Source organism: Reyranella sp. (assembly GCF_004297405.1).
In the GTDB taxonomy this organism is placed as follows: Bacteria; Pseudomonadota; Alphaproteobacteria; order Reyranellales; family Reyranellaceae; genus Reyranella.
The window spans coordinates 147,163-169,932 of sequence record NZ_SCVC01000012.1 but is presented as its reverse complement, the minus strand read 5'-3'; the positions used below and the strand labels follow the sequence as shown (position 1 = coordinate 169,932).

Annotated in this window: 24 protein-coding genes and 1 tRNA gene; 10 read left to right on the top strand and 15 right to left on the bottom strand. The window is 64.2% G+C overall.

Annotated elements, in window-relative coordinates:
* Nucleotides 1-15: 15 nt before the first annotated feature.
* On the bottom strand, nt 16-423 hold the full coding sequence (locus EPO50_RS10600; protein ID WP_296343709.1) for a rhodanese-like domain-containing protein: 408 nt from the start codon (nt 421-423) through the stop codon (nt 16-18).
* A 70-nt stretch (nt 424-493) separates the two neighbouring features.
* Nucleotides 494-2,542 carry an NAD(+) synthase gene (locus EPO50_RS10595; protein WP_296343707.1) on the bottom strand — a complete coding sequence of 683 codons (2,049 nt, stop codon included), beginning with the start codon at nt 2,540-2,542 and terminating at the stop codon, nt 494-496.
* A 213-nt stretch (nt 2,543-2,755) separates the two neighbouring features.
* Here EPO50_RS10595 and EPO50_RS10590 point away from each other — a divergent pair, with 213 nt between their 5' ends.
* Nucleotides 2,756-3,535 (top strand): sulfite exporter TauE/SafE family protein, encoded by a 780-nt coding sequence (locus tag EPO50_RS10590; protein ID WP_296343706.1) that lies wholly within the window; start codon nt 2,756-2,758, stop codon nt 3,533-3,535.
* 42 nt (nt 3,536-3,577) lie between these two features.
* Complete coding sequence (locus EPO50_RS10585) at nt 3,578-4,624, top strand: MBL fold metallo-hydrolase (RefSeq protein WP_296343703.1); 1,047 nt, start codon at nt 3,578-3,580, stop codon at nt 4,622-4,624.
* Between the two features lie 103 nt (nt 4,625-4,727).
* Here the strand turns inward: EPO50_RS10585 and EPO50_RS10580 are convergent.
* A tRNA-Val gene (locus EPO50_RS10580) sits at nt 4,728-4,802 on the bottom strand.
* Nucleotides 4,803-4,928: 126 nt separating this feature from the next.
* Between EPO50_RS10580 and EPO50_RS10575 the strand changes: the two genes are divergently transcribed.
* The 3 genes from EPO50_RS10575 to EPO50_RS10565 all read left to right on the top strand — a co-directional run bounded on the left by EPO50_RS10575 (nt 4,929) and on the right by EPO50_RS10565 (nt 9,129).
* On the top strand, nt 4,929-5,828 hold the full coding sequence (locus EPO50_RS10575; protein ID WP_296343701.1) for an N-formylglutamate amidohydrolase: 900 nt from the start codon (nt 4,929-4,931) through the stop codon (nt 5,826-5,828).
* A gap of 330 nt (nt 5,829-6,158) precedes the next feature.
* Nucleotides 6,159-7,658: a M81 family metallopeptidase gene (locus tag EPO50_RS10570; RefSeq protein ID WP_296343698.1), complete on the top strand. Its 1,500-nt coding sequence runs from the start codon at nt 6,159-6,161 to the stop codon at nt 7,656-7,658.
* A 10-nt stretch (nt 7,659-7,668) separates the two neighbouring features.
* Nucleotides 7,669-9,129: an amidohydrolase family protein gene (locus tag EPO50_RS10565; RefSeq protein WP_296343696.1), complete on the top strand. Its 1,461-nt coding sequence runs from the start codon at nt 7,669-7,671 to the stop codon at nt 9,127-9,129.
* Between the two features lie 24 nt (nt 9,130-9,153).
* Here EPO50_RS10565 and dksA read toward each other — a convergent pair whose 3' ends face one another.
* The 4 genes from dksA to EPO50_RS10545 form a co-directional block, all read right to left on the bottom strand.
* Nucleotides 9,154-9,573, bottom strand: a complete 420-nt coding sequence (dksA, locus tag EPO50_RS10560) for an RNA polymerase-binding protein DksA (protein WP_296343694.1) — start codon at nt 9,571-9,573, stop codon at nt 9,154-9,156.
* Nucleotides 9,574-9,739: 166 nt separating this feature from the next.
* Nucleotides 9,740-10,537 carry a DUF2063 domain-containing protein gene (locus tag EPO50_RS10555; protein WP_296343692.1) on the bottom strand — a complete coding sequence of 266 codons (798 nt, stop codon included), beginning with the start codon at nt 10,535-10,537 and terminating at the stop codon, nt 9,740-9,742.
* Entirely contained in the window at nt 10,521-11,360 is an 840-nt protein-coding gene (locus EPO50_RS10550) for a DUF692 domain-containing protein (protein ID WP_296343690.1), read from the bottom strand. The genes EPO50_RS10555 and EPO50_RS10550 overlap by 17 nt, the downstream gene beginning before the upstream one ends.
* 13 nt (nt 11,361-11,373) lie before the next feature.
* Nucleotides 11,374-11,619 (bottom strand): DUF2282 domain-containing protein, encoded by a 246-nt coding sequence (locus EPO50_RS10545; RefSeq protein ID WP_296343688.1) that lies wholly within the window; start codon nt 11,617-11,619, stop codon nt 11,374-11,376.
* Nucleotides 11,620-11,720: 101 nt separating this feature from the next.
* On the opposite strand from EPO50_RS10545, the gene EPO50_RS10540 reads away from it, so the two are divergent.
* The gene (locus tag EPO50_RS10540) at nt 11,721-11,915 is read left to right on the top strand and encodes a DUF3553 domain-containing protein (protein ID WP_296343686.1); all 195 of its coding nucleotides are present in this window, start codon (nt 11,721-11,723) and stop codon (nt 11,913-11,915) included.
* Here EPO50_RS10540 and mobA read toward each other — a convergent pair.
* Nucleotides 11,863-12,561, bottom strand: a complete 699-nt coding sequence (mobA, locus tag EPO50_RS10535) for a molybdenum cofactor guanylyltransferase (protein ID WP_296343682.1) — start codon at nt 12,559-12,561, stop codon at nt 11,863-11,865. The two genes, EPO50_RS10540 and mobA, sit on opposite strands and share 53 nt — an antisense overlap.
* 46 nt (nt 12,562-12,607) lie before the next feature.
* Between mobA and EPO50_RS10530 the strand changes: the two genes are divergently transcribed.
* The gene (locus tag EPO50_RS10530) at nt 12,608-13,408 is read left to right on the top strand and encodes a hypothetical protein (protein ID WP_296343680.1); all 801 of its coding nucleotides are present in this window, start codon (nt 12,608-12,610) and stop codon (nt 13,406-13,408) included.
* Nucleotides 13,409-13,531: 123 nt separating this feature from the next.
* On the opposite strand, the gene pdeM is transcribed toward EPO50_RS10530, so the two are convergent.
* Nucleotides 13,532-14,239, bottom strand: a complete 708-nt coding sequence (gene pdeM / locus EPO50_RS10525) for a ligase-associated DNA damage response endonuclease PdeM (protein ID WP_296343678.1) — start codon at nt 14,237-14,239, stop codon at nt 13,532-13,534.
* Nucleotides 14,236-14,742 carry a L,D-transpeptidase family protein gene (locus EPO50_RS10520; RefSeq protein ID WP_296343676.1) on the bottom strand — a complete coding sequence of 169 codons (507 nt, stop codon included), beginning with the start codon at nt 14,740-14,742 and terminating at the stop codon, nt 14,236-14,238. Before EPO50_RS10520 ends, pdeM begins: the two co-directional genes overlap by 4 nt.
* 46 nt (nt 14,743-14,788) lie before the next feature.
* Between EPO50_RS10520 and EPO50_RS10515 the strand changes: the two genes are divergently transcribed.
* From EPO50_RS10515 to EPO50_RS10505, 3 genes are all read left to right on the top strand, one after another.
* The gene (locus tag EPO50_RS10515) at nt 14,789-15,580 is read left to right on the top strand and encodes a DUF1849 family protein (protein ID WP_296343675.1); all 792 of its coding nucleotides are present in this window, start codon (nt 14,789-14,791) and stop codon (nt 15,578-15,580) included.
* A gap of 121 nt (nt 15,581-15,701) precedes the next feature.
* Nucleotides 15,702-16,874 carry a cyclopropane-fatty-acyl-phospholipid synthase family protein gene (locus EPO50_RS10510; protein ID WP_296343673.1) on the top strand — a complete coding sequence of 391 codons (1,173 nt, stop codon included), beginning with the start codon at nt 15,702-15,704 and terminating at the stop codon, nt 16,872-16,874.
* A 90-nt stretch (nt 16,875-16,964) separates the two neighbouring features.
* Nucleotides 16,965-18,413 (top strand): MFS transporter, encoded by a 1,449-nt coding sequence (locus tag EPO50_RS10505; protein ID WP_296343671.1) that lies wholly within the window; start codon nt 16,965-16,967, stop codon nt 18,411-18,413.
* 6 nt (nt 18,414-18,419) lie between these two features.
* On the opposite strand, the gene EPO50_RS10500 is transcribed toward EPO50_RS10505, so the two are convergent.
* Genes EPO50_RS10500 through EPO50_RS10480 form a run of 5 tightly spaced genes read right to left on the bottom strand, consistent with a single transcriptional unit; the run spans nt 18,420 to nt 22,738 of the window.
* A complete protein-coding gene (locus EPO50_RS10500; protein WP_296343669.1) occupies nt 18,420-19,499 on the bottom strand; it encodes a DUF1501 domain-containing protein in 1,080 nt (359 codons plus the stop codon).
* Nucleotides 19,500-19,509: 10 nt separating this feature from the next.
* Nucleotides 19,510-21,066, bottom strand: a complete 1,557-nt coding sequence (locus EPO50_RS10495) for a DUF1800 domain-containing protein (protein ID WP_296343668.1) — start codon at nt 21,064-21,066, stop codon at nt 19,510-19,512.
* A 13-nt stretch (nt 21,067-21,079) separates the two neighbouring features.
* Complete coding sequence (locus EPO50_RS10490; protein ID WP_296343666.1) at nt 21,080-21,616, bottom strand: periplasmic heavy metal sensor; 537 nt, start codon at nt 21,614-21,616, stop codon at nt 21,080-21,082.
* Nucleotide 21,617: 1 nt separating this feature from the next.
* Complete coding sequence (locus EPO50_RS10485; protein WP_296343663.1) at nt 21,618-22,142, bottom strand: hypothetical protein; 525 nt, start codon at nt 22,140-22,142, stop codon at nt 21,618-21,620.
* 50 nt (nt 22,143-22,192) lie between these two features.
* Nucleotides 22,193-22,738 carry a sigma-70 family RNA polymerase sigma factor gene (locus EPO50_RS10480; RefSeq protein WP_296343661.1) on the bottom strand — a complete coding sequence of 182 codons (546 nt, stop codon included), beginning with the start codon at nt 22,736-22,738 and terminating at the stop codon, nt 22,193-22,195.
* Nucleotides 22,739-22,770: the final 32 nt, after the last annotated feature.

The window sequence follows — 22,770 nt, the reverse complement described above, 5'->3', positions numbered from 1 at the left end:
TCCTGCCTTTGGGGCTTACTTCTTCTGTTCGACTGTCTCGACCGCGCCGCCGGCCTTCTTCCAGGCGCCGAAGCCGCCTTCGAAATGCGCCACCGGCGTCAGGCCCATATCCTGGGCCGTCTTGGTCGCCAGCGCCGAGCGCCAGGCGCCTGCACAGAAGAAGACAAACTTGTTGCCGGTCTGGAAATAGTCCTTGGCGTAGGGGCTCTTGGGATCGATCCACATTTCCAGCATGCCGCGTGTCACGTTGATGGCGCCGGGAATCGTGCCGTCACGCCACAGCTCGCGCGGATCGCGGATGTCGATGAAGGTGACGCCCGACTGGCCGTGCGCCTTCATGGCGTCGGCGAGCGACATGGTCTCGATCTGGCTGTTCGCCTCGTCGACCATCTGTTGCACGGTCTTCTTGATCTCGAGCGGCATCGAACCCTCCCTACGCAGTGCTCCGGGCCTTGGTAGCATTTTGGCCCGGGCACGCAAGAGAAGGCGGCGCTTACTTGCCCTTCGTCTCGGGAATGGCTTTCAGCTCGGCCAACCAGACATCGGGGCTGCCATCGGAGGGTGCCCGCCAGTCGCCGCGCGGCGACAATGAACCGCCGGACGAAATCTTCGGCCCGTTGGGCACTGCCGAGCGCTTGAACTGGTTGGTGAAGAACCGCCGCAGGAACAGCGCCAGCCAATGCCGGATCTCCGCCAGCGTGTAGGCACGACGTGCGTCGCCATCGAGGTTCGCCGGCCACGCGCCCTTCTCGACATCGTGCCAGGCATTCCAGGCGAGAAAGGCAATCTTCGACGGCCGGTAACCAAGCCGCGTCAGGTAGTAGAGATTGAAGTCCTGCAGCGCATAGGGGCCGACCGACTGCTCGGTCGACTGGATGACGCCACCGGCACCGATCGGAATGAGCTCGGGCGATATCTCGGTGTTCAGGATGTCGTGCAGGATCTCGGCAGTCTCCTCGCCTACGTCGCCGGACGCGGCAACGAAGCGGATCAGATGCTGGATCAGCGTCTTGGAAACCGAGCCGTTGGGATTGTAGTGCGACATGTGATCGCCAACGCCATAGGTGCACCAGCCGAGGCCGAGCTCGGAAAGGTCGCCCGTGCCGACCACCAGGCCGCGATGCTGGTTGGCCAGCCGGAACAGATAGTCGGTGCGCAGGCCCGCCTGCACATTCTCGAAGGTGACGTCGTAGACCTTCTTGCCCTTGGCGAAAGGATGGCCGATGTCGGCCAGCATCTGCGTCGCCGCCGGCTTGATGTCGATTTCGTCGGCCGTGACGCCCAGTGCCTTCATCAGCCGCCAGGCATTCTTGTGGGTCTTATCCGAGGTGCCGAAGCCCGGCATGGTGTAGGCAAAGACGTTCTTGCGGCCGAGCCCGAGCATGTCCATGGCGCGGCAGGTCACGATCAGCGCATGCGTCGAGTCGAGACCACCCGACACGCCAATGATCGCGTTCTCCGTACGGCTCGACTGCAGGCGCTGCGCCAGGCCCTGGACCTGAATGTTGTAGGCCTCGTAGCAATTGTCGCGCAGCTTGGCCGGATCGGACGGTACATAGGGGAAGCGCTCGACGGGTCGTTCCAGTGCGACGCGGTTCTTTGGCGGTTCCAAGGTGAAGGGAATGCGCCGGAAGCGCCCGACCCGCTCGCGTTCCTGCAGCGCGCAGTCGGCGAAGCCGCCATAGCGCAGGCGCTCCTGGCGGATACGGCCGAGATCGACGTCGGCCTGTACGAGCGTCGAGTCCTTCTCGAAACGAGTCGACTCGACGAGCTGGTCACCCAGCTCATAGACAGCGGCATGGCCATCCCAGGCGAGATCGGTCGTCGACTCGCCCGGCCCGGCGGCCGAATAGGCATAGGCTGCGACCGCGCGCATCGACTGGCTGCCGCACAGCAGGCGCCGCGCCTCGGCCTTGCCGATGGTGATGTTGCTGGCCGACAGGTTCACCAGCAGCTCGGCGCCCGCGAGAGCCGCATGGCTCGATGGCGGAATCGGCACCCACACGTCCTCGCAGATCTCGACGTGGAAGGTGAGATCGACGCCACTCGCCTGGAACAGGAGATCGGTGCCGAACGGCACGGTCTGTCCCGCCAGCTCGAGTTCGTGGGTGATGACATTGGCGCCGGAGACGAAATGGCGCTTCTCGTAGAACTCGCGATAGTTCGGCAGGTAGATCTTGGGAACGACGCCCAGGATTTCGCCGCGATGAATGACGACGGCGCAGTTGTAGAGCCGGCTGGACACCCGCAGCGGCGCCCCGACGATCAACACCGGAAAGAGCTTGCGGCTCGCGGCCACGACCTCGGCGATCGAGGCCTCGACCTGGTCGAGCAGCGCATCCTGCAGCAGCAGGTCTTCGATCGAGTAGGACGAAAGGCCGAGTTCGGGGAACACCATGACCGCGGCACGGGCTTTGTCGCCCCGGGCCGCGAGCTTCAGCGTCTCGGCAAGATTGTAGGCCGTGTCGGCGACTTTGGTGCGCGGCACACAGCAGGCCACACGCACGAACTCATGGGAATAGAGCGAATAGAAATCGGACATCGGGACTCCAGTGATCCTCTACGGTCCGATAGCACTCGTTTCCGATCAAGGGCTGGTGGTTAGGCGGTGGTGGGCGCGACAGGGATTGAACCTGTGAGCGTCACCATGTCAAGACTGCCAGCAAAATCTAAACAATTGATGAAGAGGAAACGCAGTGCTGGACTTGTTCCGCATGGGCGTCGTCGATGCTGGCAAGCGGATCAAGGGGGCGGAATGGACTGGACGTGGGTGCATCTCGCCCTGGCAGCCCTGGCTGGGCTGGTCGGTGGCGGCGTCAATTCGCTCGCCGGCGGCGGCACATTGATCACCTTCCCTGCCCTAACAGCGCTCGGCGTGCCGGCGCTGCAGGCCAACGTGACAAACACGATGGCCCTGATTCCGGGTTATCTCAGCGGCGCCTTCGCCCAACGTGGGGCCCTGATCAGCCAGCGCCGTAAGGTCCTGATTTCGGTTCCTGCGGCGGCAGTGGGTGGTTTGCTGGGCGGCTGGATTCTCCTGCGAACAGATGCGGGAACGTTCGAAAAACTCGTTCCCTGGCTGGTCCTGCTCGCGACGCTGCTGTTGGCGTTCGAGGCCCGGATCAAGCAAGCCGTCACTCGCCTGTCGCACCGGCAATCCACGGCTGAGGGCTCCGGCAACGACCTTGCGCTGGCCGGTGTCGTGTTCCTTGGCGCGTTCTATGGCGGGTTCTTTGGCGCCGGCCTAGGGATCGTCGTGCTGGCACTCATGGGATTGGTCATGTCCGAAACGCTGACGCGCATCAACGCGGTCAAGCAGACGGTCAGCCTGCTCTCGAACTGTGCCGCCGCCGTCCTCTTCTACGGGTCCGGGCTGGTCGAATGGCCCGCCGCGATTGCTCTGGGAATCGGGGCTTTCATAGGTGGCGAGTTCGGTGGCCTGTTTGCATCGAAGGTCAATCCGCACGTGCTGCGGATCGTCGTGGTGCTGCTGGGCCTCGCGATCTCGATCGCCTTCTTCATAAAGCACTACTGACGACGTTAGGATCCGGCAAACCAAATCCAGGAGCAAAGAGACATGTCCTCGCTTGTTGCCCTCGATTCGCTGACAGTTGATGTCATCACCGACAATATGAGTGATACGTATGCGAGCAAGCCCGCCTTCGCCGTGTCGGAAATGGCGAACATCTTGCTGGCTGGCGCGAAGGAAATTTCCGGCGAGACACTGCTGGTCGCCAATCTGGGTTACGGGCTGCGGCTCAGGTCCCGCCTCGGTGAGAAAGAACATGTGATTCTCTTCGACACCGGCACCGAGGGTGCGGCCTTCATCCGGAACTGTCGCAACCTCGCGATCGACCTGGGCGAGGTCGAGGATATCGCAGTGACCCATGGCCACTGGGACCATATGGGTGCCCTGCCCGCCGCCCTCGATGCCATCGCTGCCCGTCGCGGCCGCAACAGCGTCTCGGTCCACGTCAATCCCGGCATGTTCAACGAGCGCGGCGTCCTGCTGAAAGATGGCACGATCTTTCCCGCAGCGCGCGTTCCCACGCCCGCACAAATGGAGGCGCGCGGCGCCCGTGTCGTTAACGACAGCAAGGCGCGCGCCCTTCTCGACGGCCACTTCTATTACAGCGGCGAAATTCCGAGGGTCAGCGCCTTCGAAAAGGGCCGAGAGGATCACCTCTGTCGTAGCGACAACGAAGAGGATTGGCGGCCCGATCCTTTCCTGATGGACGAGCGCATGCTCGTCGTGAACGTGCGCGATCTCGGCCTGATCGTGTTCAGCGCCTGCTCGCATGCCGGCATCGTCAATGTCTGCACCGAAGTCCGGCGCCTCTTCCCCGATACGCCGATCCACACGGTGATGGGCGGACTGCATCTCGGCGGCGTCATGGAGCACCTGATCCCGCAGACCGTCGAAGCTCTCAGGCCGTTCGACATTCGTTATTTCATCACGGGGCATTGCACCGGATGGCATGCACTGCATGCGTTGGCGAACGCTTACGGCGACCGGGTCAGCCAGTCCGCCGTCGGCACCACATATAAATTCAGCGCCGAAACACCGCCTGACGAACGCGTTTCGCATGCGGCCACGAGCTTCTCGCCCAAGCCGTCCTGGTAGGAAACAATTCGCAGCAGCAAGGAGCACTTGCTCCAGGAGAGCGACGTCGAGCCGAGGTGACTTGGTGCTCTGGAAGCCGGCTCCTCGACGAGGGGCCGGGCGATGGTGGGCGCGACAGGGATCGAACCTGTGGCCACTGCCATGTCAAGACAGTGCTCTACCGCTGAGCTACGCGCCCATCGCCTGAGGTTGCTGGGGTGCCTGAGCACCGGCAACGCGGAAGCCCGGTCGTCTACATCGCGGATCGAAGATTGGCAAGAGCGTGACACGTGACGCGCTTCGTCGCGCGGGCTATTAGCAGGGGATGGACAATCTCCCGGCCCTTCCCGACCACGAGGCCCTGGATTGCCGCCTTCCGGCGCGGCAGATGGTCCCCGTGGTGGTGGCGTCGCCGCACAGCGGATCGTTCTATCCGCCCGCCTTCCTCGACCAGGCAGCCGTGCCGCTCGCCGCGTTGCGCCGCGCGGAAGATGCCTTCGTCGACGACCTCTTCAGCGCTGCCCCTACCCTTGGCATGCCGTTCCTGGCGGCGCGCTTCCCGCGCTCCTACGTCGATGCCAATCGCGAGCCCTACGAGCTCGATCCAGGCATGTTCGAAGGCCCGTTGCCGCGGGCGCTCAACCATCGCACGACGCGCGTGGCCGCCGGCCTCGGCATGATCCCGCGGGTCGCCGCCAGCGGCGAAGCGATCTATCGCGGGCGCGTGCCATCGGAAACGATCGAGCAGCGGCTCGAAACCTGCTGGCGCCCCTATCACACGGCGCTGTCGCTGCTGGTCGAGCGGACCTACAGCACCTTTGGCGGGGCACTGCTGATCGATGCCCATTCCATGCCCTCTTCGGCCTCGAACATCGGCTCGCGCGATCGCGACAGCCGCGTCGATATCGTGCTGGGCGACAATCACGGGGAGTCCTGTGCGCCGGAACTCGTGGCTTGCGCCGAGACCTGGTTTCGCGCGCGAGGCCTGCGCGTTCTGCGCAACCAGCCCTACGCCGGCGGCTTCACGACCCAATGCTACGGCCGCCCGTCGCTGGCGCGTCACGCGCTACAGATCGAGATCAATCGCGCGCTCTACATGGACGAAGCGCGCCACGAACGACTGCCCACGATCGGGGTGTTCACCAAACTGATCACCGGGTTTCTGCAGGAAGCGGGCAGCCAGGCGCTCGAGATACTGCTGCCTCAGCGACTCGCCGCCGAGTAACAGGCGTCGAGCAAAAAAAAGGGCCGTGACAAGCACGGCCCGAGTTTAGGGAGGAAACGCCCAAGACGGGCATACAGCAAACAAAGAGGCCACCGAGGTGGCGTTTGCTGCCCCATTAGAATGGTGCACCTGCGAAGGGATTTCAAGAACAAAAAAGAGCCCTGAATTCACATGTTTAGCGTTCGTCTATGTGCGCAAAGAGGTGTGGCTTTTCTGCAACGCACAATAATCCTGGGACGCAGCTTTGCACCGCATGCATCACTTCTGCACAAGCAGATGTCGTGCAGTTTTGTAGGGTATTCAAAGACTTGAGTTGGGATGGAGGAAGAGTTGGCTAAGAAATTTGTCGTTGCGATGATGATGCATGAAACGAACACCTTCTCTCCTCTACCCACCCCCATAGAGTCCTTTGCCCGCGCAGGGTCGTTGAGCGGGCCGGTAGCCATCAAGGAGGCCGAGGGCACCAACACTTCCCTGGGTGGCTTTATCGACGTGGCGCGTAAGGCTGGCGCCGAGTTCGTCGTCCCCATGGCGGCGTCGGCCCATCCCTCGGGACTGGTCACCAAGGCCGCCTACGAGCAGATGACGACGGCGATCGTCGACGAGGTGAAGAAGGGCTGCGACGCGGTCCTGCTCGCCCTGCACGGCGCCATGGTTGCCGAACACTACGACGACGGCGAAGGCGAGCTGCTGAACCGCATCCGCAAGATCGCGCCCGATGTGCCGATCGCCGTTGCGCTCGATTTCCACACCCAGATGACCGACGCCATGATCAACGGCGCCAGCATCATCACGGGCTACCGCACCTACCCGCATATCGACATGGCCGACACCGCGCAGCGTGCCGGTCGTACCCTGATCCGGATGCTGGCCGGTGAAATCGAGCCGAAGATGGTGTGGGGCAACCGGCCGATCATGAGCAGCTCGCTGGTCCATACGCCGTCGCGCGAACCGATGAAGACCCTGATGGGCATGGCCAACCAGGCCGAGGACACCGGCCAGGTGCTGAATGCCTCGGTGTTCGGCGGCTTCCCGCAGGCCGACATCCCTCACCTCGCCCTCTCCTCCGTCATTGTCTGCGACAAGCGCACGGCCGAAGGCGAGATCCTGCTGAACAAGATCCTCGATACGGCCTGGGAGAAGCGCGAGGGCTTCCTGTTCCATCCCGAACCGCTCTCCGTCCAGGTGGCGCGCGCCAAGTCGTACGACGGCGGCCCTGTCGTCATGGCCGATCACGGCGACAACACCGCTTCGGGCGGCACGCAGGACGTGATGAGCGTCATCGAGGAAGCCATGAAACAGGACCTCGAGGATGCCTGTGCCGGGCCGATCTGTGATCCGGCTTGCGTCGAGCAGATGATCAAGGCCGGCGTCGGTGCCGAAGTGACCTTGGAACTCGGCGGCAAAATCGACATGCCGGCCATGGGATTGAAGGGCAAGCCGCTCAAGGTCACCGGCAAGGTGAAGGCGATCACCGACGGGCAGTTCGTCGTCACCGGTCCGATGGCGACCGGCACCACGGTGCGCATGGGCCGCACCGCCGTACTCGACACCGGCAAGATGCAGATCGTGATCTCCGAGAAGCGTGCGGAGCCCTACGACCTCGGTGTCTTCACCCATTGCGGCATCGATCCGCGACGCAAGAAATACGTGCTGATCAAGTCGCGCCAGCATTTCCGCGCAGGCTTCGAGCCGATCGCCAAGCATATCGTCATGTGCGACGGTGACGGTTGCACGGCATCCGATCTCAAGCTGTTCAAGTACACGCGGGTCAAGCGGCCGCTCTATCCGTTCGACCTCGACATGCGGCTCGGCCGCAACGAAGCCTAGGAGTTCCGCCATGGCTGCTTATGACGTCGTCATCCGCAATGGCCAGGTGGCCGACGGGACCGGCAAGAAGCTGTTCGCTGCCGATGTCGCCCTGAAGGGCGATCGCATCGCCGCGGTCGAGGCGCCGGGCACCCTGAAGGGTGACAACGAGATCGACGCCAGGGGCAAGGTCGTGGCGCCAGGCTTCATCGACGTGCACACCCACGACGACACGGCGCTGATCGACAATCCCACCATGGCGATGAAGGCGAGCCAGGGCGTGACCACCGTCGTGTGCGGCAACTGCGGCGCTTCAGCCGCACCGTTTACGCGCGACGATATCGGTCACTTCCTGACCCTGATCGTGAAGAAGCCGGAGAATGTCGCGAAGAGCTTCGGGGAGTTCGCGGGCAAGGTCCAAGCAGCCAAGCCCGCCATCAACGGCGCCTTCCTGATCGGCCACTCCACCCTGCGCATGAACGCCATGGGTGACAATCTCGCGCGCCAGGCAACGGGCCCCGAGATCGGCGTCATGCGCGACCTGCTCGACCAGAGCCTGGAGCAAGGCGCCATCGGCATGTCGAGCGGGCTTTTCTACCCACCGGCAATGGCCGCCTCGACCGACGAAGTCGCCGAGATCGCCAAGCCGCTCGGCAAGTGGGGCGGCGTCTACACCGCCCACATGCGCGACGAAGGCGACGACATCCTGAAGTCGATGGACGAGACCTTCGAGATCGGCCGCCGCGCCGGCGCCGAGGTCATCGTCTCGCACCACAAGTGCTCGGGCCGCACGAACTTCGGCCGCATGAGGGAGACGCTGCCCAAGTTCACCGAAGCGATGAAGCAGCAGCAGATCGCCTTCGACGTTTATCCCTACGTCGCCGGCTCGACGATCCTGCGCAAGGAGATGCTGGACCGTGCCGACAAGGTGCTGATCACCTGGTCCGATACGGTGAAGAACGTGAGCGGCCGCGACCTCAAGGAGATCGCACAGGAGATGGGCTGCTCGATCCACGAAGCGGCCGACCGGTTGCAGCCTGCCGGCGCCATCTACTTCATGATGGACGAGAAGGACGTGCAGAGCGCGATGGCCCATCCCGGCGCGATGATCGGCTCCGACGGCATCCCCTTCGACACCCATCCGCACCCGCGACTCTGGGGTACCTTCCCCCGAGTGTTGGGCCACTATTCGCGCGAGCTGAAGCTCTTCCCGCTGGAAGACGCCGTGCGCCGCATGACGTCCTACTCGGCGCAGCGCTTCCACCTCACCAAGCGTGGTGAAGTGAAGCCGGGCTTCTATGCCGACATCTGTATCTTCGATCCGGCTACGGTGATCGACACCGCGACCTTCGAGAAGCCGATCTCGCCCGCCAAGGGCATCGACACGGTGCTCTGCAACGGCGAGATCGTGTGGCGCGACGGCAAGGTCGGCAGCGGCCGCGCTGGCCGCGCACTGCTGCGACAGGATCTCCAGAAGGAGGCGAAGGCCTAACGGCCTTCGCTCTCTTCCAGAAGATCAGCCTTCGTCACGGCGTGTGCGCTCCATGCGTTCGTGGCGCTCCTGCGCCTCGACGGAGAGCGTGGCGATCGGGCGGGCTTCGAGACGCTTGAGCGAGATCGGCTCGCCGGTCTCCTCACAGAAGCCATAGGTCCCTTCCTCGATCGACTTCATCGCCTGGTCGATCTTGGAAATCAGCTTACGGAAGCGATCGCGGGTCCTGAGTTCAAGAGAGCGGTCGGTCTCGGCGGTGGCGCGATCGGCAAGATCGGGCTGCGCCAGGCTCTCTTCCTGCATGTTCTGTAACGTCTGATTCGATTCCTCGATCAGCTCGCCCTTCCACTTCAGCAGCTTCTGACGGAAGTATTCCTGCTGCATCGGGTTCATAAAAGGCTCACGCTCAGTCGGCCGATAATTCTGCGGCAACGTAATCGACATCGTCGGCAACTCCACTCGCAGCGACTACTCGTCCGCCGGGGGGACGGCGGACCCTTGAGGCGCGCGGAGTATAGGGACGGACTTTCGCGCCGCAAGAAGGTTCAGTGCCGTTGACCGATTCTAGCCGTGCACTGCAGCATAGGTCACGATTTCGTCAACTGCGATTCTAAGGGGCTTTTGAAGCACTTTTGGCAACCCCATGCTGCAATGCAGCAAATGCCTGCAAAGCGAGCAGGCGACCAAACGTCGTAGATGGGTTGAAAGCACCATCAACTTGAAACCCGGCCTGGGCGGCACTCTCCAAGGTTGAGCCCTGCTGCACGGCAGACAGGAAGGCCATTTCAGCGTCACTGATTCCAACGAAGGCGGCGTCGTCCTCCCGTCGCAGGATCAGGAGGTTTACCCCTCCGGCATCTAGGTCGATCGTCTCGCCTGCGGTGCCCGGTTGGGAGATCTGCCAAATCCGATCGATGGGATAGTCCGAATGGAAGACGGCTCCCCCCGGCGCCAAGGTAAGCGACAGACCTGCAATGCCCTCAGCCGGCAATGACGAGAGGTCAGCAGCCGTCAGACGCACTCCCACCGGACTATGGAAAGCGAGATTCAGTGCCCAATCGAGGCGAGCCACATCGGCGAGATAAGGCAGGGACGCTGCAGGTTCATAACCTGCAATGAACTCCGGGAAGCCTGCGCCGTATTCGGTCAACACTGGCTGGCGTGGCAGATGCTCGACGACATAGCGCCTGGCCATCGCCCGGAAGAACTCCTCACCAACAACCGCCTGCACAGTTGGAAACGTTGCCGCCAACGCGGCGGCGAGGCTCTGCTCGACATGATGACGATAAACACGAAGCCGAGCGGCGGCAGGGATTGCATCCCCTACTACGGCCGCCTCCAGTCGCGACTGGTCCTCGCCCCTGATATGGTTGGCGAAGGCCCCTTGCAAATCACGCAGCGCGAACATCTGTTCCTGTCCAGGCCTTCAAGGCGCGATCAGCGCGTACCGCCTCGTCGAGAAGGATCGTAAGCGCGGGGACGTCAGTGTCCCATTCGACCAGCGTCGGTCGCGGCCCGTAGCGTTGGAGGACCGAATCGAACAACGACCACACGCCCTCGCTCACCCGGCTGCCGTGATCGTCGATCAGGATCGGCTCGCCATCGGCGTCGTTCACCGCATGACCAGCCAGATGATACTCACCAATGGCCGCGGCCGGCAGGTCTGCAAGCCAGGCCAATGGATCGAGCCTGAGATTGTGTGCGGTCACCGCGATGTTGTTCACGTCCAGCAGCAGGCCGCAGCCGCTCCGTCGTACGAGCTCGCCGAGGAACGTCGGTTCCGATAACGTCGAATGCTTGAAGCCTAGATAGCAGGACGGATTCTCGACCAGGACCTGTCGCTTCAGCCGATCCTGTAACCGTTGAATGTTGCGCACGACAACCTCGAGCGCTTCTTCCGTGTAGGGTAGCGGCAGCAGGTCATTGAAATAGTGACCGCCACTCACGCTCCAGGAGAGATGATCGGAGACCAGTACCGGTTCGAGACGCTCTGCGAGAGCTGCGACGCGCGCGAGGTGGGCCTCGTCCAGCCCCTCCACAGAACCGAGCGATAGTCCGACGGCATGTAGGGAAAACTCGTAATCGCCGCGCAGCCGTTCGACGGCCTGCAGCGCTGGTGATCCTGCGAGATAGTTCTCGGCATGAATCTCCAGGAAGCCCGTCGCCGGCCGGTCACGCGCGATCTCCGCAAGATGCGGAGCGCGCAGGCCGATACCAGCGACGGTGCGCATCCTCGGAAGGCGATCAGCCGGCGGTCAGCTTGCCGCCAACGATCTTATCGCACGTGCCCTTGGGAACGGAGATCCAGGCGTCATTCTGATGGTCCGTCTTCGACGTACCTGCGCAGGAGGACTTCGCCGTCTGGCAGTCGTTCTTGCCGGCCTTGGCCACGCCGTAGCATTTCTCCATGTTGCCTTGCGCCTGGACAGTGGCCGGCAGCGCAAGAGCAGCGGCGAGAGCCGTAGCGATGGCGATGCGGGTCGTGTTCATGAATTTCTCCCTGACATAGCGGCATGGAACATATAGGCCAGCTTGAGTTCACCGGCCCTCACACGCGGGCTATCGTAGCCACGGCCTGGAGTCACGCAAACTTGTTCGACAAGCCCGGCAATGCCTTACTTTCGCCCGGAGATTTCGTACGCCACGCCGGCAAGCCGGACTGGGGGCTGGGCCAGATCCAGTCGATTGCCGGCCACCGCATCACCGTGAATTTCGAGAATGCCGGCAAGGTCGTCATCGACGGGAACGTGATCGAACTCCAGCCAGCCGACCTGCCGCAACCTTGAGTTCGGCGGGCGTATTCACGTTGAGAAAGGACCCGGCCCCACCGCCTGGCCAGACCAGCTCTTCGAAAACATAGCGTCGGGCGAACTCGTCGACCCGACGCACCCCCTCCTCCAGCACGGCCTTTCTGAGATCGGCAGCAAGCTTCACCGACCAGACGGCGAGCGTGTGCTCGCGCCGCTTGCCGTGCCTGACCATCAGGACATCCGGCTCCGGCACATGCATCAGCCCGCACAGCCGTACGGTGAGGTCGAGCGGCAGGAAAGGTACGTCAGCCGGCGCGGTCAGAATCCAGCCGGCGTGCGGATGCTCGCGCAGCGACCATTCCATGCCGGCCAGGATGCCGGCCAGCGGCCCCAACCGCCGTCCCTCACGTCGCGCCGCGCGCTGGATGTCGGGCGGATCGGCAATCACCGGCACCTTGAGCTTGCGAAAGGCAGGTGATGGATCGTTGGCCACGACGACCAGATCCATGACCTGCGGCCGGAGCCGTTCGACCACATGCGCCACCATCGGCCGGCCAGCCAGTGGCCGCAGCGGCTTCAGCGGTCCCGGTCCCATACGCCGGCCCTCACCGCCCGCCAGAACGACACCAACCAGGGCTCCGGCGCGTACCGCGCCAAAATGTTTCGCCGCTTTTGCCATCATGGTGGCACTATGCGGGCCGCCTGAAATCAAGCAAGGGGAGGAACGCATGGCGCTCAGCATCGCCAAGGTCGCGAACTGGCTGCACCAAGTCGACAAGTCGCGTGCCGTCGTCGGCTGGTGGCCCGAACATTTCATGCCAGCGGACGAGCGCACGGCCTACAAGATCCAGGATGCGTTCCTGAAGAAACAGGTGGTCAAGCAAGGCCCCTGTGTCGGTTACAAGATAGCGCTGACCTCGCCGCAGATCTGGGAGCAGACCGGCCTGCGCGGCCCCGCCTACGGACCAATCCGCAAGAAGCGTGTGTTCGAGCACAAGGCTGCGGTCCGCGCCGATCGTTGGACCCGCCTTGGCGTCGAGCTCGAGATCATCCTCACCGTGAATGCCGATGTGCCGAAGCCGAAGGGCAAAGGCTACGACAAGGATTCAATTGCGCCGTACGTCGGCGATGCGCGCGCGGGCTTCGAGCTGATCGAGGATCGTGGCGCCGACTACAGCCGCCTCACCGTCAATGCCCTGGTCATGGACGCGGGCTGGAACGGTGGCTCCCTGCTTGCCAAGCCGAACAAGGATTGGCGCAAGCTCGACCTTGCGAACCTCGACGGCTCGATCTCCTTCGACGGCAAGGTCGTGCGCACCGGTCATTCCGGCGACGTGCTGGGCCATTGCTACAATTCGCTCGCCTGGCTCGCTAACAAGCTCGGCGAGCACGGCAAGCGTCTCAGGAAGGGCATGATTGTCTCGAGCGGCAGCATGGTCGCTTGCCAGTTCGTGCCGCCCGGCAGCACGGCGACGGGCCGCATCGAGGGCCTGGGTGAGGTTACGCTGAAGTACGAGCTGCCGAAGTAGCTAGAGCGGCTTCCGCTCAATTGGAACCGCGTAGCGGTTCTAATTGAGTGGAAACGCGTTGCTTCGGGTATCTCCGCCTTCGGCATCGTGCGTTCGACTGATTCCAGTCGAACGCACGATGCTCTAGCCGAGCGTCGCATCCGGCCGTAGCTGCCGCCAGGAGAGGCGGCGCACGGCATCTCGGCCGACGACAAGGGCATCGTAGTCGTCGGGAAAGAGTTGGGCGATCGCGGGATCGAGCGCGTTGAGGCCACCGGCGTAGGCGCCGAAAGCCGGCAGGATCAGGCGCCTGCCATCGGTCAGGAAGCAGCGCCGCCGCAGGCCACGACCACGCACCGTGAGCGCCGCCACGGGATGGTAGTGCCCAGAAATCTCGCCGTCGGCCGGGCCGAAATGCGCCTCGTGACGGAACACGAGGGGGCCGTGGTCAATCTCTTCCGCGACATCGCCCCATCCGGCCGGCGGTGGTGCCGGATCGTGGTTGCCCGCAATCCACACGAAGCGGACCCGCGCGGCGAGGCGCTGAATCTCGGCGCGCTCCTCCTCAGGCAAGCGGGCGATGGCGTCGCGATCGTGGAAGGAATCGCCGAGGCAAACCACGGTCAGCGGCTGCATGGCGTCGATCAGGGTGGCGAGCGCGCTCAGGGTCTGGCGTGTGTCATGCCGTGGCAGCAGCTTGCGCGCATTGACGGCATAGGAGGAGCCTTTCTCCAGATGCAGGTCGGCAACCGCCAGCAGCCGCTCCGTTGGCCAGTAGAGGGCGCCCATCGGCAGCGCCAGTAACGTCTCGCTGGCGCAGGTGAACTCCAGCCCTTTCATGGCCGGCGTCATGGATAGATCACGACCTGCGCGCCCGTCGGCACCAGGGACCAGATCTCGCGAATCTCCGGATCGGTGACGGCGACGCATCCGGTCGTCCAGTCACGGCGAGGATGTGGTGTGCGAAGCTTGCGCCAGCCGTTGGGCAGGCCGTGGATGTAGATGTCGCCACCCGGCGGGACGTCGAGCGCCGCGGCGTGCGCCTTATCGCTGTCGCCGGGATAGGAGACGCGCAGTGAGAGATGAAAGGAGCTGCGCGGGTTGCGGGCATCGATCGTGTAGCTGCCTTCGGGCGTGCGGCCATCGCCCTCCCGTTCCTTGTGCTGTTCCGGCGCGAACCCCAAGGCAACGCGATACTCTTTCAGAACCCTACCGTGCCGCTTCAACACCATTCGACGCTCGCCCTTGTAGACTTCCACGAGGTCGGCCTGCTCCGCCTCGGGCGCCATCGCGGGCGCCACCGCCGGCGGCGCGAAGCCGCGCCAGAATCCCGCCACGATCTCCCGCCAATTCATGGCGCGCACGATTGACCGGTCATAGCCCCGTGCGCAAGGTGGTCCGATGCGCCGACTTGTGTGTTTCGTCCTCGCGGCCCTTGCCGTCGCGCCTTCCGGGGCTTTTGCCCAGATGCAGCCGCATCGCGCCGAATACGCGCTGCGGCTCGGCACGGCTGCCAACGCGCCACGCATCGGTACGGCGGTACAGGACCTGACGCAGGATTGCGCCGGCTGGCACCTCAAGCGCGACATCCTCACGGAGATCGCCCTCACCGCCTCCTGGAAGATCAACCTCTCCTCCAAGCTCGACGCCGAGGAGCAGCGCGCCGGCAACGCCCTGCGCTATCGCACCGTGCAGGTTCAGAACGGCAACACACGCGAGACCAAGGGGCGTGTGCAGCGCTCCGACAAGGAGGTCCGCGCCGAGATCACCTACCCGGAAGGGCCGCCTGCGCAGTTCACCCTGCCGCCACCGACCCTGATGCCGGTCGCTGCCATCGATCACCTGATCGAGCGGCTGCGGGCCAAGGCCGCCGCCTTCCCGGCTCTCATGTTCGACGCTGAAGTGATGGGCGATGTCTTCCTGATCGACGTGACGGAACTGGAGGACGGGCGGCTGCGCGGCCCCCGGCCTGTCGACACGCCCGTCGCCCTCCCGAAGGTCAAATCCTGGCCTGTCTACATGACGTTCACACGCGGCCGCCAGCAGGCGCAGAAGCCGCTGTTCGCAGCCTCCGCACAGATCCTCGAAAACGGCGTGCTGGACCGGCTCACGGTCGAGACCGGCCTGGTGACGGTCACCGCCGACCTGCAATCCCTGGAGATGCGGCCGGCCGCGACCTGCCCCCGGTCCTGACCGGCGGAGGGTGCACCCTCTCGTGCAATCGATTGCACAAGCAAAACTCACCGCAGCCTGAGGAGGTCTGAGCGCCCCGGGTCTTGCATCTGTAACGGAAGCGGGCGAGATTTTTGTCGCTATGCCGCTCGCTGCCCGATTCGTCCTGAAAGCCTTGGATCGACTGTCCTTTGGCCGCCTCACCATGCGGCTCCCCAATGGCCGTGTGCATGTCTTCGGCGGCCCACAGGCCGATCCCCATGCCGAGATCGACGTCCGGGACTGGCGCTTCTTCCGCCATGTGCTGGTCGACGGCGATATGGGTTTTGCCGAGGCCTATATGGAAGGCTTCTGCGACTCGCCCGACCTTCCGGCCCTGATCCGCCTGCTCGCGGCCAACGAAAACACGCTCGGCAAGGTGACCCGGACCAACGTGTTGCACAACATGGTGCGCAAGCTGCTGCACCGCCGGAACGCCAATACGCGCGAAGGCTCGAAGAAGAACATCCACGCCCACTACGATCTCGGCAACGAGTTCTACAGCCTGTGGCTCGACCCTTCGATGACCTACTCCTCCGCACTCTACGAGGGCGAGGACGGCAAGCCCCTGGAAGTCGCGCAGATCGCCAAGTACGAGCGCATTCTCGATCGACTGGGTGCCCATCAGGGCGACAGCATCCTCGAGATCGGCTGCGGCTGGGGAGGTTTTGCCGAGGTGGCGGCACGCCGTGGGCTGAAGGTCACCGGCGTGACGATCTCCAAGGAGCAGCTCGACTATGCCCGCGCCCGCCTGGAACGAGCTGGGCTCACCGACCAGGTCGACCTGCAGTTTTGTGACTATCGCGACATCCAGGGGCGCTACGACCATATCGTCTCGATCGAGATGATCGAGGCGGTGGGCGAGCGTTTCTGGCCCGACTACTTCGCGGCGCTGAAGCGGCATGTGGCGCCGGGCGGCTCGGCGATCGTCCAGGCGATCGTCATCGCCGACGACTTCTTCGAGCGCTACCGCCACCATCCGGACTTCATCCAGACCTACGTCTTCCCCGGCGGCATGCTTCTGTCCCCAACCAGCCTGCGGGAGCAGTGTCGCCAGGCCGGGCTGAAGGTCGCCGAACTGTATAGTTTCGGCCTGGACTATGCGCGAACCCTGGAAACCTGGCTGGGGCGGTTCGACCGGGTAGCCGACCAGGTCGGCCGGATGGGGTTCGACGACCGTTTCCGCCGGATGTGGCGGTACTATCTGGCCTACTGTGCCGCAGGCTTCTCGACCCGCCGCACAGACGTTTTGCAGGCGCATTTCAGGCATATATAACTGTCGGCAACAAAAGGGCCCGCCGCTCGAAGGTGTGCCGAACAGGAAGGCAAAACCCGCGTGCATGCGCCCAAGTCCGGCATCGCTTCGATGACGACGTCTGTGAGATTGAGTTTCGACCGCCTGGTCGCCTACTCCACCAATCAGCTCCCCCTGAACATGGCCGCCCTGCCGGTCGTGCTGAACGTCAGCCATTTCTATGGCGAGGTGCTCAAGGTGCCGTTGGGCATCATGGGCCTGATCTTCATCGCGACGCGCGTGATCGACGCCGTCCAGGACCCGGTCATCGGCCTGATCAGCGACAAGTTCACCCATCGCGGCCCACGCGGGCGACTGACCTTCGTGGCGCTGATGCTGCCGCTGATGATCGGCGGCTTCTACATGCTGTTTCATCCGCCCGAGTCGCTGTTCACCCAGCCGGTCCTGCTCGCGAGCTGGCTGTTCGTTGCCCTGTTCGTGGTTCATCTCGGCTATGCCGGCGTCTCGATCAGCTATCACGCTCATGGCGCCGAACTGACCGACGACTACAACGAGCGCACACGGGTCACCGTCGGCCGCGAGGTCTTCGGCTTGCTGGGCATGACCCTGGCCGTCGTCCTGCCCACCTATTTCACGGCAAAGCTCGGCGACCATGCGGGCTACGTCTACATGGGGCTGATCTTCATCCCCATCGCCATTCTCTTCGCCCTGCCGACCCTCATCTGGTCGCCGCCGTCAGTGCATCCGCCGGTGGTGCGCGAGGAGCCCGAGATCCACGTCCGCTACTTCCGGAACTGGCTGATCGGCATGATGCCGTGGCTCGCCCGGCCGACGCAGAACATGGACAAGAGCTTCACGCTCAAGACCCTCGTGCCGTTCTTTGCGCCCATGAAGAACAAGCTGTTCCGCCGCCTGCTCCTGGTCTTCATCGTCAACGGCTCGGCACTGGGCGTCGCCGTTTCAGTGATGCTGTTCTACGTCGAGCACGTACTGAAGGGCGGCAAGCTGCAGGCCGGCATTATCCTGCTGGTCTATTTCGGCTCCGCCGCCGCCAGCGTGCCACTGTGGCTGCTGCTGTCGCGCCGGCTCAGCAAGACCGCGGCCTGGTTCATCGCCATGGTGATGACCGCCGCCGCGATGCTGCTCGCCGTCTTCCTTGGTGCCGGTGATTTCATCTGGTTCGTGCCCATCGCCATCATCACCGGCCTGGGCATCGGCGCCGACTATGGCCTGCCCCCTTCGGTCCTGGCCGACATCATCAATTCCGACGAAGGCAAGGACACGCGCGGGGACACCGGCGCCTATTTCGGCCTCTGGGCACTGTCGACCAAGCTGGCGACCGCCATCGGCGCAGCGGGTTCGCTGCCGGTGGCGGCCATCCTGGGCTTCAATCCGGGCATGGGCCAGTACAGCAGCACGGCGCTGATCGTGGTCTATATCGCCCTGCCGGTGGCGATCAAAATCATCGCCGCCTTGCTGATCTGGTACATCCGCATCGAAGCCGAGCGCGGCTCGGTGCGCGATGAAATCATGGGCCACCGCGCCGGCGCAGTGGCCTGACCAGGCTCAGGCGAGGAAGCCGAGCTTCTGGGGCTGGCGCAGTCCGTAATCGCGCTGCAGGCCCCAGCAGCCCTGCGCCACGGTGGCGAAGACGCTGCGGAAATCGACCGTGTGCTTGAGATCGCCGTCCTGCAGGTCGTGCAGCGACGGATAGGCGCCATGCAGGCCGCCCTTCACGCCGCCGCCCATGACGAACTGCGGCGCGGCCGTACCATGGTCGGTGCCGGCGCTGGCGTTCTGTTTGGCGCGCCGGCCGAACTCCGAATAGGTCATCACCACCACGTCGTTCCAGCGATCGGCCGCCATCAGGTTGTGCCGTAAGGTGGCGAGGCTCGACGCCAGGTAGGCCAGCAACCGCTCCTGCGTCGGCGCCTGGTTGGCATGCGTATCGAAGCCGCCCAGAGCCACCTTGATCGCCACCACGGGCACCTTCGAGGTGATCACCCTCGTCGCAACGTCGAGCTGCCGGCCGAGAAGAAACTCCTGGCCATAGGCCTCGGCGGGCGCCGCTGCCGCGCGCAGCTTGTCGCGCAGGCCCGCCGCCGCGGCATTGATCTCCTGCCGCACAGCCAGCAGATGACGCAGAGCGGGATTGCCGCCATCGCCCATGCCCTTCGGATCTTTGAGGTTCTGTGCCTGACGCAGGAAGTTCTCGGCATCCTGCATGACGATGGTACGCAGTTCCGGACCGGTCGAGGGCAGCGCATTGGTGTCGGCCACGATGCAATCTACCCCGGCTCCTTTTGGCAGGCTGACGCCCTGGAAGGACTGCGCAATCCAGCCTTCGTTCAGTGTCTGGCTCGAGGCCGAGGCCGTGTCCCAGATCTCGATCGAACGAAAGTGCGAGCGGTTAGGATAGGGATAGCCCACGCCCTGCAAGATCGCGAGATCGCCCGCCTTCCACGAGTCCATCAGCGGCTGCATTTTCTCGTGCAGGCCGACCTTCTCGTCGAGTTGGATTACCCGTTCGCGTGGCACACCGATCGCCGGCCGCAGTTCGCGATACTTGGCATCGGCATAGGGCACCAGCGTGTTAAGTCCGTCGTTGCCGCCCTTCAGTTCGACCAGGAGCAGGATCCGGCTCATCGTCCCCTCCTCACTTGAGCTGATAGGCCGTGTCGAGCATTGCCGAGGCAACGGCAACGCCCGGCGTGCCGGAGATATCGACCGAATCGATCGGCTGACGTGGCAACAGCGTACGCACGAGCGCAGCACTGTCGACGCCGCTCAGGGTGGGGCCGAGTCGCACTTCGACGCCGGCATTGCGCAGGCTCCGACCCTCGACCGGCCGGCGCTCGGCCATTTGCATCTGCATAGTGCTGTCATCGGCGGGGAGCTGCTGTTTGCGATCGGCGCGGCGATTGGGTCGCTGCGCCATCATCATGCCGCCCTCCATCGACGCCACCGTCGTGGCTTCGATCATACGGCGCAGGAACTGCTGGCGGAGCAGCAGGGTATAGGTGGTGATCCAGCTTTCACCGCCCAGCCAGCCCTTCACATTGGGGGGGTCGAATGGCACCTGCCCCAGCCCCTGCAGCATGCGCACCAGACCAGTCTTCTCCGGCACCGGCAGGCCCAGCACATGGACGCTCCCCACGATCAAGTCGATCGGCGACTTGATCAGGGCGCCACGGTTGGCCGGATCACGGAACGCCGGAGACAGCAGCATCGCGCGCACCAACGGCTTGATCTCGTAGCCACCGCGGCGGAAGTCGGCCGCCAGCCGCTTGACCTCGGCGGGGTCGGGCTTCAGCGACACGAATTCCAGCCACATCTTCTGGACAATGGTTTCGGCCGTCCGCGGGTGCGCGAGCAGGATCGCCAAGATCTCCTCGCCGCCGAAGCGGCCGGTCTTGCCGAGGAAGGTCTTTTCGCCATCGTCGTGCTGGCCGGGGCGCTCGACGAACTGTCCGGTCTCGCGATTCACCGACCAGCCGGTGAAGGCGCGCGCCGCAGCCTTGATATCGGCCTCGGTGTAGTGGCCCTCGCCCAGGGTGAAGAGTTCCAGAAGCTCGCGCGCAAAATTCTCGTTGGGCTGCCGCGCCACCGAGCGCATGCCGTCGAGGTAGATCAGCATCGCCGGATCGCGCGCCACCTCCTTCAGGAGGGTCGCGTAGTTGCCCAGCGCCTCACGACGGAACAGGGCGTTCTGCCGGAACAGGGCGGGCGCGTAGCGCACCTTCAGCATCGAGGAGGTGAAATGGTTGTGCCAGAACAGCACCATGCGCTCGACCAGCGGCTGGTCGGTGGCGAGCATTTCCTCGATCCACCAGTTCTTGAGTTCGCGTCCCTGCTCCTGGATTGGCCGCACGATCTCGAGCTTCTTGCCGTCGACACCGTCCTTGCGCTGCGCCTCGGCGGCTTGCTGTTGGCGGCGAACCTCGGCCGGTCCCTGATTCAGCCACTCCGGGGCCGGCGTCCCGGCCGTGCGCCGGACATTGCCGAGCAAACGGTCGACGGCAACGGCGTAGTCGAATTGCTCAAAGGCGTGGATCTCAGCCGGCGTGGCGCCAAACGACGTGCGCGACAGCAGATGCCGCGCTTCGTCGAAGTCCATCGCCGCCGCTGCACGAAGCGGTGATGCCGACCACAGACCGGTGGAGAGGGCGGCAATGCCGCCCACGAACCCACGACGACCAAGATGGACGGCCATGCGGTGCCTCCTGTTACTGGGGCGGACGCGGTGACGCCGGCTCGCGCGGACGCTGCGGCACGCCGGCGAAGCGGTCGGCGAAGATGACATACATGCGCTCGCGTTGTTCGGGGCGCAGCTTCGGCTCGAACAAGGCAAGCGTGCGCAGGTTCTCCTTGATCAATTCGCTGCGCAGCTCGCTCACATGGTCGATCAGCCCTTCAACCTTCGCGAAGTCCGGCTGCGGGCGGCGCATTTCGGCGGCGACTCGCTCGCGGTCCCGATGGATTTCCTGCAAGCGTTCGCGGCGTTTGGCGGCGTGTTGGTCGATCAAGCCCCGAAGCGCCTCACGCTGGCCTTCATCGAGATTTAGCTCGCGCGTCATGACCTCGACAGGGCCTGGTCGCGGCGCGACTGCCGGTGTTCCTCCCGGTGGTGGTGGAGGCGGCGGTGGCAGCGCCATCGCTTCCGGCGGCGGCACGATCCAGCTTCGATAGACGAAGCCCGCGATGACGAAGCTGTTCAGCAGCAGCGAGAAGATCAGCAGGAGCTGGAGCAGGCGCGAGCTCATGTCAGATCCCGTCGGATGCGAAGAATTCGTTGATGTCGCTGGAGACTTCGGACGTCGAGCTGGCCTTTTGGATGCCGCTCGCACCGTATTGCTGCTGCGCGAACGACGCGCCGAGTCCGCCGCCCATCGTGAAGCCGCCAGCCGCGATGACGATGGCCGCCATCGTCACGATCGCCGGCCGCACCGCCAACGGTGTCATCCAGTTCAACCACCCGCTCAGGGAACCCCGGGCGGCCTTGCGCTCGGCCTCGAAACCGACAAGCGCGCGCGCCCGGACGGCCATACGCTCAGGCGCTGCTGGTAAGGGTTTGCCCAGGACATCGGCAATATCGAGCGCTGCCCGCCGCATTTCGGGATCAGCTGCCACCGACGCCTCGATTTGGGCAGCCTCGGCCTCGCCCAGCCGACCTTCGATCCAGGCGGCGAAGTCCATGGCATCGACCGGCCGCGGCTCAGCGACGCCGATGGCAAGGCTTTGCCACAGCTCCTTGTCGCTCGCGGACAGGTCGTTACGTTGCGGGCTCATCGCGCTCTCCTGCCTCAGAATACGTTAGAAAATCCCGTTTCATCCCCGGCCTATCCAGTCCCTTCGCGGAAATATGCGCGCAACCGGACCAAAGCCCTATGCTGCGTGCTGCGGACCGTCTGGGGGTCGACCTTCAGAAGCTGCGCAATGTCGGCGACCTCGCGCTCCTCGTCGTAGAGATATTTCAGGATCAGGGTCTGGCGTTCGGTTAGAAGTCCTTGAGGAATCTTGAGTTTTTCGACATGGCGATCCTCGACGCCCAGGGCGGCTTCGGGAACCTCGTCGATTGGCTGGGTGGGGCGACGCCGACGGCGGGCATGGTCGATGGCAGCCGACCGGGCCACCACAGCCAGCCATGTGGACAATCCGGCGCGGGCTGGATCGTAGGTCTTGAGCAGCCGGAAATCCTGGGCGCAAAGCCGGACGAAGACGTCCTGGGCGGCGTCCATGACATCGTCCTCGCCCAGCCCATGGGGAGCGAGTGCGCGGCGCACCATGGCGTTGATCAGCGGCGCGGCGGCGCCGACAAAAGCGTCCCAGCTACGCTTGTCGCCTCTGGCGAGCGCCTGCAGGTCGATCTGGTTGAGGTCCGCCACCTGCACTCTTTCTCGCCGGTCCGCCCTGCAGT